The sequence below is a fragment of the Thermostichus sp. OS-CIW-29 genome, from assembly GCF_054058195.1.
Genome location: NZ_JBSSAB010000016.1, coordinates 1 through 10,985 on the forward strand (window position 1 = coordinate 1; position 10,985 = coordinate 10,985).

The following is a 10,985-nucleotide window of genomic DNA, read 5'->3' on the forward strand; positions in this document are numbered from 1 at the left end:
GCGGCGGTTTATCGAATACAAGGCTGTGAGGGCGGGTGTCAAAGTGGTAGCTGTCCCTGCGGCCTATACCTCGCAGATCTGCCACAAGTGCCTGCGTATTCATCCCGACTCCGCTCAATCCTATCGCAAGGGTAAGCAGTTCAAATGCGGGCACTGCGGTTGGGAAGGGGATGCAGATTTTAACGGTGCGAAGGTGATTGCGCTTTTGGGGGCTGCCGTAAACCAGCCTAGAGGTTCGGGCCTGTTTTGTTCTCTGGTGGAGCAGAGCAGGCTCAGGGCTACTGAAAGCCCGCTCCGTACCGCTTTAGCGGTCGGAGTCGGGTAGTTTACAGCAGAAAGTGGTAAGCCTACGGCACCGCACCGCTGCTGATAACGAGCTATACTCAGCTGCTGCTGGAGAGGCTGCTGGGGCCGGCCATAATGGGAAAACGCCATCCTGGCTGTGGCGGAATCCTTTGCGAGAGCTTGCCTGCATCCATGCTGGAACACGACATTGTCATCATCGGGGGAGGGCTGGCCGGTTGCCGAGCGGCTTTGGAGGTTATGCGACGGGATCCCAGCCTCGACCTGGCCTTGGTGTCCAAAACCCATCCCATTCGCAGCCACTCGGTAGCAGCCCAAGGGGGCATTGCCGCCGCCTTACAAAATGTTGATCCGCAAGATTCCTGGGAGGCTCATGCCTTCGATACCGTCAAGGGATCCGATTACCTAGCGGATCAAGATGCGGTGGAGATTCTAGCCCGGGAAGCCCCTGAGGTGATCATCGACCTAGAACACTTGGGGGTCTTGTTCTCCCGCCTGCCGGATGGCCGCATTGCCCAGCGGGCCTTTGGGGGACACAGCCACCCGCGCACCTGCTATGCCGCCGACAAAACTGGGCAGGCCATTCTACACGAGTTGGTGAGCAACCTCAAGCGCTTTGGGGTCAAACTCTACAGCGAATGGTATGTGCTGGATCTGATCCTGGAGGACAACCAAGTCCAGGGCGTAGTGATGTTGGAGCAGGCCAGCGGACGGCTGGAAGTGCTGCGGGCCAAGGCGGTTATGTTGGCTACAGGCGGCTATGGGCGCATCTACAACTCCACGTCCAACGACTTTGCTTCCACCGGCGATGGCATGGCAATGGTGGCGCGGGCCGGCCTGCCTCTGCAGGATATGGAGTTTGTGCAGTTTCATCCCACGGGCCTGTATCCGGTGGGGGTGTTGATCTCAGAGGCAGTGCGCGGAGAGGGGGCCTATCTGATCAATGGGAAGGGGGAGCGCTTTATGGCCGCCTATGCCCCCAGCCAGATGGAATTGGCCCCACGGGACATCACCTCGCGGGCGATTGTTACGGAGGTGCGGGCCGGGCGCGGTATTGACGGCAAAGATTTTGTCTACTTAGACCTGCGGCATCTGGGGGCAGAAAAGATCCACACTCGGCTGCCCTTCTGTTGGGAGGAGGCCCATCGCCACTTGGGCATCGATGCGGTTGTCGATCCCATTCCAGTGCGACCGACGGTGCACTACTGCATGGGCGGGATCCCGGTGACGGTGGAGGGGCAGGTACTGCGGGATGCCCAAACCCGTGTGGAAGGGCTGTTCGCTGCCGGTGAAACGGCCTGTGTTTCGGTGCATGGGGCTAACCGGCTGGGCAGCAACTCTCTCCTGGAGTGCGTTGTTTTCGGGCGGCGCACAGGGGCAGCCATGGTAGAAGCCGTCAGAGGTCGAGCCTTGCCGAAAGTGGACGAGGGATCCCTACTCAAACAGGCCGCCAGCCGGATTGCCGGGCTCCTGGAACGATCAGGGAAGAGCCGCATTGATCAGGTGCGGCGGCAATTTCAAGATTGCATGACCGAGCATTGCGGCGTCTACCGCACCGAATCGGTTCTCCAAGAAGGGATCCAAACATGGCAACAGATCCGCCAGCGTTACGAGCGGGATTTGCATTTGGACGATCGGGGCAAGGTGTGGAACACCGAGCTGATCGAAGCGCTGGAGCTGGACAACCTCATGACGGTGGGGGCTTTGATCCTCGCCAGCGCCCTGGAACGGCGGGAAAGCCGTGGCTCCCACGCGCGGGAAGATTACCCCCAACGGGATGATCAACGGTTTTTACAACACACCTTGGCTGCCTTTCGCGAGGGATCCCCTCAGATCAGCTATCGCCCCGTGGTGATCACCCGGTTTCCCCCTCAGGAGCGAAAATACTAACTTTCCAGAGGCCTCCCAGGCCGATTAGGATTGCTCTATCGTTCCCGTTAGCAGGATGGAGCCCCTTTCAAAATTATCCAATATCCAGGGATTCCATCTTCGCCAGCTTGAAATCTCGTCTACTGCCGGAGGGCCAGCCATGCAAGAAACCCTGGAAAAAGCAGCCGTCGCCCTGCAAGCGGAGCTGAATCTGGAGCCTTTTTGGATGCCCTTTACGGCCAATCGGCAATTTAAAGCCAACCCGCGCCTGTTGGTTGCCGCCCGAGACATGTATTACACCAGCCACGATGGACGCCAAATCCTAGATGGGACTGCCGGGCTGTGGTGTGTGAATGCCGGCCACTGCCGCCCCCCAATTGTGGAAGCGATCCAACAGCAGGTGGCCCAACTGGACTACGCCCCAGCTTTTCAGATGGGCCATCCCAAAGCCTTTCTACTGGCGGAGCAGCTCATCCAGCTCACCCCTGCCGGACTGGATCACGTTTTTTTCACCAACTCTGGCTCTGAGGCGGTGGATACGGCCCTGAAAATGGCCATCGCCTACCATCGCTTACGCGGACAGGGATCCCGGCAGCGGCTGATTGGCCGAGAACGGGGCTACCACGGCGTTGGCTTTGGGGGCATCTCGGTCGGGGGCATCTCCAACAACCGCAAGTTTTTCGGCAGCCTCATTCCCGGAGTGGATCACCTACCCCACACCCACAACCTGGAGCAAAACGCCTTTAGCCGCGGCCTGCCTCGCTGGGGATCCCACTTGGCAGAAGACTTGGAGCGGATCGTCGCTCTCCACGATGCCAGCACGATTGCAGCGGTGATCGTAGAGCCGGTTGCCGGTTCAACGGGGGTGTTGCTGCCGCCGGTGGGCTATTTGGAAAAGCTGCGGGCCATTTGCGACAAATACGGCATTCTGCTCATCTTCGATGAGGTGATCACCGGCTTTGGGCGTCTGGGATCCCCTTTTGCGGCCAATTACTTTGGGGTGGTGCCGGATCTGATTTGCTGTGCCAAGGGCCTCACCAATGGCACCATCCCGATGGGCGCAGTGATCGTCAAGCAAGAGATCTACAGCGCCTTCATGGAGGCTGCTGGTTCCGCTGATGACCTGCACCGTCCAGGGGACAACAGCAGGACGCTGTCCTGGAGCCCCATCGAGTTTTTCCACGGCTACACCTACTCCGGCCACCCAGTTGCCAGTGCCGCCGGCTTGGCTACCCTGAACCTGTATCGAGAAGAAGGCTTGTTCGAGCGGGCTGCCAACCTCGCTCCCCTCTGGGAGGAGGCTCTCCATTCCCTACGGGGCTTGCCTCATGTCATCGATGTGCGCAACCTCGGCTTGGTGGGGGCAATTGAATTGGAAGGGATCCCTGGCCGACCGACAGCGCGGGCTTTTGAAGCGTTTTTGCGCTGCTACGAGCGGGGGGTATTGATTCGCACTACAGGTGATACCATTGCCCTTTCCCCGCCTTTGATCATCGAGGAAGCCCATATTGAACACCTGATCGCCACCCTGAAGCGAGTTCTTCAAGAGCTACCTTAGTCCTGAATCGACAAGAGAGACTGCCTGAGGGAGTTAGAAGCTTCTGGGGCTGGGCGTCGGCGAAGGACTGGGAGAGGGACTGGGTCTGGGCGAAGGGGATACCGAGGGAAAGGGATTGGGGGTGCCGGTCGGCGTTGGCGAGGGGGAGGGACTGGGCGCAGGCAACACCCGTAAAGGAGCTTTGGCCGAAGCAATTCGGCCCTGGGTATCCGCCACCATTGCCGTCACCTCATAATCCCCGGTGGGAGCAGAAGTGGGAATGGTGATGGGGATGGTGCCAATGCAGGCTCTGCTGTTGGGCTGACAGCCGACGGCAGCGGCAGTGAAATCAAAGGTGAGGGTGAGGGGGCTTTGTCGGATTTCCACCCGGAAGCTGATGCCGGCCCCCAAACCTGCAGGAGTCGTCACGGCCACCAGCACGTTGAAGGGTACTGTCTGTCGCGCGTCCGTCAGGGCCACCACGGCAATCGAAGGCGGCTCTGCTGCAAAGGAAGCAGTGGGAGAGGGGCTGGGAGTGGGGAAAGGATTCAAGAGGGGAGTGGGGGTCGGGGTAGGCAGAGGGGTGGGCAGCGGCGTAGGGACAGGACTGGGGATGAGGAAAGGAGTGGGCGTTGGAGCCACCACCGCTATCGGCGTGATGGTAACCGCAGGCTGTTCGCCGGCATCTTCTTGGCAAGCCACAAGTGACAACGACAGAAGAGCGGCTATACTGGCCCTTATTACAGAGGAGGCTGCTAACGTCCAGCTCTGACGGAACCTATGGGGCTGCTGTCTCATGGGGTTTGACTCCTCACAACACAAAGCTTTGGGATCCTGCCGGTTCTGGGAGAGCCGAGCTTCGGTGGCATTCAACTCAAAAACCCGGCCAACCTGCTTCCTCAGCCGCAAAAGCAGGAGCGTCTCACACGCTGCTAACACTATAGATAGAGCATTAGTTTTTTGCAAACCCCACCTGTGGACTCCCCCTTTGGGGGTGAAGCCAGATAGAGGGGAATGACCTGGGCCGAGTTAGACTGGTAAGCGTGACAGCAAGACGAGGATCCATGGCAGCAAGGGCGGGAGCAGAACCATCTTCTGGCTGTGGAGAAGCAGAGGGGCAGACTGCCGTTGGCGTTGATGCCCTGTACCCCTCAGAAAACATCAGCGGGGCGGGGTATGCCCGGGAAGAGCTGCAAGAGGCTTGCGGGGTCTTTGGCATCCTGGCTCCAGGAGAGGAGGTGGCCAAGCTGGCCTACTTTGGCCTATTTGCCTTGCAGCATCGCGGCCAAGAATCGGCAGGGATCGCCACTTTTGAGGGATCCTTTTGCCGGGTTCACAAGGCGATGGGCTTGGTCTCCCAGGTCTTCGATGAAGTGAACTTGGCCCAACTGACCGGGGATCTGGCGGTTGGTCACACCCGCTACTCCACCACTGGATCCAGCCGTGTGGCCAATGCTCAGCCGGTGATCGTGGAGACTCGCCTGGGGCCGCTGGCTCTGGCCCACAACGGCAATTTGGTCAATGCGGAAGAGCTGCGGAAGGAACTGGAGGCCGCCGACCGGCACCTAACCAGCAGCACCGACTCCGAGTGTATTGCCCACGCCATTGCCCAGGCGGTGAACCAAGGTCAAGATTGGATCGCGGCCACTTGCCAAGCTTTGCGCCGCTGTCAGGGGGCTTTTAGTCTGGTGATCGGCACGCCAGAGGGCCTGATCGGGGCACGGGATCCCTATGGGGTGCGTCCGCTGGTGTTGGGGCTTTTGAGCAGCAACCCCGCTCTGGATGAGCTGCTGCAGTCAGAGATGCTGGAGATCATCTGCAGCGACGGCACCCTCAGCCACCCCGAGGCCGAGCCGCTGCATTACGTGTTGGCTTCAGAAACCTGTGCTTTGGATATCATTGGGGCCGACCCTCTGCGGCAGGTGGAGCCGGGAGAGTTGGTGTGGATCAGCCGTCAGGGGCTGCAATCGGTGCGTTGGGCGGAGGCCACCCCCAAGTTGTGCATCTTCGAGATGATCTACTTCGCCCGCCCCGACAGTTGGATGCACGGGGAAAGCCTCTACTCCTACCGGGTGCGGCTGGGAGAACAACTGGCCAAGGAGGCTCCGGCAGAGGCCGACTGGGTGATCTCCGTTCCCGATTCCGGCACGCCGGCGGCCATTGGCTATGCTCGCCAGTCGGGGATCCCTTACACCGAAGGGCTGATCAAAAATCGCTACGTGGGCCGCACCTTTATTCAGCCCACCCAATCCATGCGGGAGCGGGGCATTCGCATGAAGCTCAACCCCCTGGAGGATGTGCTGGGGGGGAAGCGGATTGTTATTGTGGACGACTCGATTGTGCGGGGTACCACCAGCCAGAAAATCGTCAAGGCCCTGCGCCAGGCGGGGGCTACCCAGGTCCACATGCGCATTTCCAGCCCCCCGGTCACCCATCCCTGCTTCTACGGTATCGATACCGATAGCCAGGATCAGTTGATTGCTGCCCAGCATTCCGTAGAGGAAATCGCCGAGAAGATTGGAGTGGATTCTTTGGCCTACCTGAGCTGGGAAGGCATGCTGGCTGCCACGGGCCGGGATCCCAACTCGTTCTGCTCCGCTTGCTTTACCGGCCACTACCCCATCCCCATCCCAGAAGGGCTGAAGCGCTCCAAGCTGGCCCTGGAACTGGTGGCTACTGGCAAGAGCCGCTAGGCTGCTCAGGGATCCCCGCTAGACTGAGAAGAAGAATTGCTTGGGGCAAGCCATGACTTTTCGCCTACGCCAATTGGGGGATCCCATCCTGACGCAAGTGGCCGAGCCGGTGACGGAGTTCAAAACGCCGGCCTTGCAGGATCTTATAGAAGGCATGCTGGCTACCCTGAAAGAGGCGCAGGGGGTGGGCTTGGCTGCTCCTCAGGTGGGATCCCTGCTCCAAGTGCTGATCGTGGCCTCTCGTCCCAATCCCCGCTACCCGGAAGCGCCGCAAATGCAGCCTCTGGTGATGGTTAACCCCCGTCTGCTGGCTTGCAGTTCTGAACAGGTGCTGGGTTGGGAAGGCTGCTTGAGTGTGCCCAATTGCCGTGGTCTGGTGGCCCGCGCCCGCGAAGTGGAGGTGGAGTATTACACTCCAGAAGGCGTTCAGCAAAGGGTGGTCTGGCAGGATTTTCCGGCGCGGATCTTTCAGCACGAATACGATCACCTGATGGGTCGGGTGTTCCTGCAGCGGCAGCCTCGGCAACTGCTTACCGAAGCCCAGTACCAAGCACAGATTTTGGGTCAGCCCGCCTGAGGGATCCCACCATGCCCTACATGGTTATCTACGACGGCCTCTGCAACCTCTGTGCCACCGGCGTTCAGCTCTTGGAGCAACTGGATCGCGGACGGCAGTTTTGCTATGCCCCCATGCAAGATGCTTCTACCCTGGCCCAATGGGGGATCCCACCGGAGCAGGTGGAGCTGGGGATGATTCTCATCGATCTGGAGCACTCAGAGCGCCGCTGGCAGGGATCCGCTGCCATTGAACAAATTGCCGCCCTTTTGCCGAGCGGGGAGGTGTGGCTGGCTCTGTACCGCAACTTTCCTGGCTTGAAGTTTCTGGGGGATCTGGGCTACAAACAGATCCGGGATCACCGCTACGAGTGGTTTGGCTGCCGTAACACCCTCTACCTATCGGCTTACCCTGTCTGTGTTCGCGGCCAGGATCTCCTGGTGGATTTGGTAGATAAGGAATCATGCTCAGCCCCGTCCAGCAACTGCTGCACCAATACGCTCAGGGGGAACGGGATTTCAAGCAGCTGAATCTCAGCGCCCTGGGGCTTTACCAAGCAGATCTGCAAGGGATCCTCCTCAGCGGGGCCGACCTCTCTGGCCTTTGTCTGGCTGAAGCAGTTCTGTGCCGGGCCATTTTGGTGGGAACTGTCTTGGTGAATGCCAACCTGCGCCAAGCCTTCCTGGAACAAGCCAATCTGTGTCGAGCAAACCTACGTCAGGCTAACCTATGGCGGGCCCAGCTAAAAGCTGCTGATTTGAACAATGCCCGCCTAACTGAAGCCATTCTTTGTTACGCTGACCTCAGCCATAGCCGCCTTGAGGGAGCCCATCTGCAAGGGGCGGACTTGAGCCATGCCAACCTCAGCCAGGCCAATCTCCGGCAAGCCAACTTGCGCCAAGCCAACCTGATGGGGGCTAACCTAAGCAGCGCCGTTTTGGCTGACGCCGATTTGCATCAGGCCAATCTCGTGGGAGCGGACTTGCGGGGATCCCTGCTGCGGAGCGCCCACCTTACCCCTGAGACCCAAATTGCAGAAAAGTGGCGCCAGGTGTGGCAAATCCTCAACTGGGAGCAGGAAGGACGAGATCTGGTGGGCAGGGATCTGTCGGAGGCAAATCTTTGCGGGGGCTATCTCCACTCGGCCCAATTGGATGAAGCCAACCTTGCCGATGCAGACCTCAGCCAAGTCATCCTCTGCAGGGCTTCCTTGCAAAAGGCTAACCTGCGCCAAGCTCGCCTACTGCAAGCGGACTTGCAGGGCTCCAATTTGCGAGAGGCTAACTTTGTCCATGCCGATCTGCGCGGCGCCAATCTCCGCGAAGCCCACCTCGGCGGGGCCGACTTAACCTCAGCCAACCTACAAGGGGCAGATCTCAGCCAGGCCGTCCTGCAGGGGACACGCCTAGACGCCCAGACCCAATTGGATCCCAAGTGGAAACAAGTTTGGCGGGTTCTCAACCAGCCGCGTTCCGGCTGGAGCTTGGCCCGAGCTAACCTTGCAGATGCGTATTTGCGCCGAGCCTACCTGCAGCAAGCGGACTTGACCGGAGCGGATTTAAGAGGAGCTGATTTGCGAGAAGCAGACTTGCAGGAAGCCAACTTGAGCCAAACCGACTTGCGGGGCACCAACCTGCGGGGAGCTAACCTGAACGGCGCTTTGTTCAAGGGATCCCTTTACGACGAGTACACCTTTCTTTAGACTCACATTGTTGCTACAGCCTATTAAAAATAGGATACAAGTATTCAAGAGGAAGGAGAGAGGGATATGCCAACCCATTCGCTAGAAGCTGGGAAGTGTAGCATAGAGCAGATAGTGGAGACCTCTTTATTACTTATCAACCCGTCCTGCTTCCGAAGTTGGTTTGCTAAGTGTTGCTACTGTGCCCCTTAGTTCCTTAACAGGCTGTATCGTTACTCCTGGGGCACCACCCGCCAAACGGTTCCTCTAGCCGCCATTGCTCGTGACCAAATTCAAAGCTTGAAAGAATGGGCTGCCGAGTCAGGAGCACGTACCGCTTCCCAAGATCAAAAGTTGATTCAGGAGCTACGGACCATCGTCCAGAAGAGAGGGTTAGGCTACATTGAAGTTGATAGTCCCCCATCCTTTTCCTCTCCACCTCCTGCCTAAGCTGTTTTGGTCGGCTCGTTCCGAGTTGTGGCAGCTCCGTGGAAGTAGGCTTGCAAGCATTTTTTCCTGCAAGACGCGGAAAAACTCCGGTTGCCGCTCCGCTTGAATTTGCTGCCTGTGGATTAGCCCCCGTTAAATCCGTCCGGGGAAGCCGCCGATTGATCTGAGCTGCTCAGGTGGCCCCTTGTTGGATTAACTTCCGGCAGCTCCCAGGCAGGGCACTGGGATCGGATCCCGCACGTTAGCGTGCAGGACCGATGGTTTTGCACTTTTCGTATCCTTGACTACAGATTTTTTGGTAGGATTGATCGTGTAGAGGTACTGGTATGTAGAGCAGCCTTATGAGTGCAATCGCTGAAATGAGGGGGACAAGTCTCCTGGCCCGCCATCGCCAAAACATAGCAGCCTCCCTGGCCCGTCGTTTGGAAGCAGCTAGGGCGGCCAACAACACCCGCTTGATGGAGCTGCTGAAACAAGAAGAGCGGCAGCTGGCAGCCGAGTACGGCGGCAGGGATCCCTTCTCTTCAGCGCTCTTCAGAGGACTGCGCCATCTTTGGCAGAGCTTGAAGGAAGTCTTGGCGGCCTGCGATGAACTGCGGGTGCGGCAGTGGGTAGATGGCAGCGGCATGGTCTGGTGGTCTGTCCAAGACCCAATCACGGGAGAGCGCCTGTGTACCCATTCCGAGGGGGAGCTCATGGAGTGGATCGAGAAGCACCAGCGAGAGGATTAGTCTTCGCGGCTAGGACTTGCCTGAGCACCAATAGCCAGTGTTTCCCCTGGCGCTTCGTGCGTGTCCCAGTCTTTCCAGCTTGGGAGGAAGGGAACAAAAAGTTTCACGGCTAGGCCGGGGCAATGGCCACCTGAGAATCCAAATTGATAGGATTACGAAGACTCATCATCTGCTTTAGGGGTCCTGGGATGGTTTGGCAATTGTTGACTTGGCCGGCCCAAAGTTTGCTTTGGCTAGCAGAGCAGATCCAAGAACGCGCCGAAGCACAGCTGGATAGCAAAGAAAACCTGCAAAAAGAACTTACGGCCCTGCAAATTCAGCTAGATTTGGGAGAAATTGACGAAGAAACCTACGCCCGCCGAGAAGAGGAGATTTTATTGGCTCTGGAAGCCTTAACCCAAGCAGAAGGAGAAGCCGAAGCATAGAGTTCTGCCGGTGGGCCTGGAAGGGATCCCTCAGCATTGCAGGGGGGCAGAACATGGGAGAATGAGCTTCTGTACACCCCCGTCTTTCCTACCCTGGGCTGTTTTCAATGACTGAATCCCATGAAACCTTGGTGCTCCGCGACGAGCAAAACCAGCCTCTCAAGTGCGAGATCCTGCGGCAGGTGGTCATCGACGAGCAGACCTATGCTCTGGTGACTCCCGTTGATGCTGTGATCAAAGTGCTGGTTTGGGAAGGGGAAGAAGAACCCAGCCAAGCGGTGAACGGCGATGCCAACATGGAAGGGATCCTGGACGAGCCGGATCCCGAAGAGCTACAGGCTACCCTGCCCACCATCCAGGCTGTCTTGGGGGAGTTGAACCTCACCTTGCAGCAAAATGGCTTCGACATCCTCACGGTTCAGGGGGAATTGCCCCCAGTCGAAGAGGAAGATGTGTTCGAGCTGGGCGAGAGCGAGGAAGATGCCCAGGAGTTTCAACTGCTAGCTACCTTTTTCTACCAAGAGAAGAAATACGGCATCTTTACCCCCCTCGATCCCGTTTTGCTCTACGCCGCTCTGCCTGACGAAGGGGATCCCTACCTGCTCACCCCCGATGAGCCGCCAGAGCTTTTTGATCAGCTCTATGCCCTGCTGCTGGATCTCGATGAGGAATGGGAAGACGGAGATGACGAAGAAGATGAAGACGAAGATTAGGCGGTCAACCCCTTCTGTTCTGCCGAG

At 58.5% G+C, this 10,985-nt stretch carries 11 protein-coding genes and 1 pseudogene; 11 read left to right on the forward strand and 1 reads right to left on the reverse strand.

Annotation, left to right across the window (positions count from 1 at the left end; genetic code table 11):
* The 3 genes from ACVWZJ_RS07310 to ACVWZJ_RS07320 form a co-directional block, all read left to right on the forward strand.
* A partial coding sequence (locus tag ACVWZJ_RS07310) for a zinc ribbon domain-containing protein (protein ID WP_457395562.1) occupies positions 1 to 325 on the forward strand: 325 nt, incomplete at its 5' end.
* Between the two features lie 152 nt (positions 326 to 477).
* Positions 478 to 2,193, forward strand: coding sequence for a succinate dehydrogenase/fumarate reductase flavoprotein subunit (locus tag ACVWZJ_RS07315; RefSeq protein ID WP_414407233.1), 1,716 nt, complete (start codon positions 478 to 480; stop codon positions 2,191 to 2,193).
* 139 nt (positions 2,194 to 2,332) lie between these two features.
* A complete protein-coding gene (locus ACVWZJ_RS07320; protein ID WP_011433709.1) occupies positions 2,333 to 3,730 on the forward strand; it encodes an aspartate aminotransferase family protein in 1,398 nt (465 codons plus the stop codon).
* Positions 3,731 to 3,763: 33 nt separating this feature from the next.
* Here the strand turns inward: ACVWZJ_RS07320 and ACVWZJ_RS07325 are convergent, their stop codons facing one another.
* Positions 3,764 to 4,420 (reverse strand): hypothetical protein, encoded by a 657-nt coding sequence (locus ACVWZJ_RS07325; RefSeq protein WP_148202749.1) that lies wholly within the window; start codon positions 4,418 to 4,420, stop codon positions 3,764 to 3,766.
* Between the two features lie 353 nt (positions 4,421 to 4,773).
* Between ACVWZJ_RS07325 and purF the strand changes: the two genes are divergently transcribed.
* The 8 genes and pseudogenes from purF to ACVWZJ_RS07365 all read left to right on the forward strand — a co-directional run bounded on the left by purF (position 4,774) and on the right by ACVWZJ_RS07365 (position 10,958).
* Positions 4,774 to 6,402, forward strand: coding sequence for an amidophosphoribosyltransferase (gene purF, locus ACVWZJ_RS07330; protein ID WP_011433712.1), 1,629 nt, complete (start codon positions 4,774 to 4,776; stop codon positions 6,400 to 6,402).
* Between the two features lie 52 nt (positions 6,403 to 6,454).
* A complete protein-coding gene (gene def / locus ACVWZJ_RS07335) occupies positions 6,455 to 6,979 on the forward strand; it encodes a peptide deformylase (protein ID WP_011433713.1) in 525 nt (174 codons plus the stop codon).
* 11 nt (positions 6,980 to 6,990) lie between these two features.
* Positions 6,991 to 7,488: a thiol-disulfide oxidoreductase DCC family protein gene (locus ACVWZJ_RS07340; protein ID WP_011433714.1), complete on the forward strand. Its 498-nt coding sequence runs from the start codon at positions 6,991 to 6,993 to the stop codon at positions 7,486 to 7,488.
* Positions 7,422 to 8,660: a pentapeptide repeat-containing protein gene (locus ACVWZJ_RS07345; protein ID WP_011433715.1), complete on the forward strand. Its 1,239-nt coding sequence runs from the start codon at positions 7,422 to 7,424 to the stop codon at positions 8,658 to 8,660. The genes ACVWZJ_RS07340 and ACVWZJ_RS07345 overlap by 67 nt, the downstream gene beginning before the upstream one ends.
* A gap of 90 nt (positions 8,661 to 8,750) precedes the next feature.
* Positions 8,751 to 8,852 (forward strand): annotated as a pseudogene (locus ACVWZJ_RS07350) (IS630 family transposase); the annotation flags it as partial.
* Positions 8,853 to 9,430: 578 nt separating this feature from the next.
* Positions 9,431 to 9,820: a hypothetical protein gene (locus ACVWZJ_RS07355; RefSeq protein ID WP_148202750.1), complete on the forward strand. Its 390-nt coding sequence runs from the start codon at positions 9,431 to 9,433 to the stop codon at positions 9,818 to 9,820.
* A gap of 188 nt (positions 9,821 to 10,008) precedes the next feature.
* Entirely contained in the window at positions 10,009 to 10,245 is a 237-nt protein-coding gene (locus ACVWZJ_RS07360) for a gas vesicle protein GvpG (RefSeq protein ID WP_011433717.1), read from the forward strand.
* Positions 10,246 to 10,352: 107 nt separating this feature from the next.
* The gene (locus ACVWZJ_RS07365; protein ID WP_011433718.1) at positions 10,353 to 10,958 is read left to right on the forward strand and encodes a DUF3727 domain-containing protein; all 606 of its coding nucleotides are present in this window, start codon (positions 10,353 to 10,355) and stop codon (positions 10,956 to 10,958) included.
* Positions 10,959 to 10,985: the final 27 nt, after the last annotated feature.